The organism is Paraburkholderia sp. BR14312, assembly GCF_040948675.1.
GTDB lineage: Bacteria > Pseudomonadota > Gammaproteobacteria > Burkholderiales > Burkholderiaceae > Paraburkholderia > Paraburkholderia nodosa_A.
In genome coordinates this window covers 1-537 of record NZ_JBFPKI010000071.1, presented here as the reverse complement: position 1 = coordinate 537, position 537 = coordinate 1, and the positions used below count along the sequence as shown (strand labels likewise).

General features: G+C 56.1%; 1 protein-coding gene. It reads left to right on the top strand.

The genetic code is table 11. The features are described 5' to 3' along the window. On the top strand, positions 1-537 hold a 537-nt coding region (locus AB3X98_RS42045), incomplete at both ends, for a HAMP domain-containing protein (protein ID WP_368607217.1).

The window sequence follows — 537 nt, the reverse complement described above, 5'->3', positions numbered from 1 at the left end:
GCATCATGAGGGACTTTGCGCTTCGCACACTCGACGCGAAAATCGAAGCATATGGGCGACTCATCTCGTCAGCGAAAGAGGATCAGCTCAACCAGCAAACCCGGAAGGCGTGGAAATCCTATCTGGAAATGGATAACAGACTGCTTTCGCTTTCCGAACAGGGTGAGGGAAGTTTTGCCTCGGCCCGCTCGCTCGCGACGGGGGGGTCTGCCGATGCGTTCACCGCTGTCGCCAAATTGATCGAAGCGGAAGTCCAGCTCACCAGCAACGGAAGCCAAATTGCTCGAACCACTGCAGCAGAGGACTACCGGCTGGCCGTAGAAGTCACAATTGGGTTGATTGGACTAGCGCTTGTGACGGGCTCTCTCACCGCATTCTTGATCACGAGGACCATTGTCCTTCCCCTGCGTAAGTCAGTCTCCGTGGCGGAGACCGTCGCGTGCGGAGACCTGACCTCACGTATCGAAAGTTACGGCCGGGATGAGGTCGGACGTTTGATGCAATCATTGCGGAAGATGAACAGCCAGCTAGCGAAAT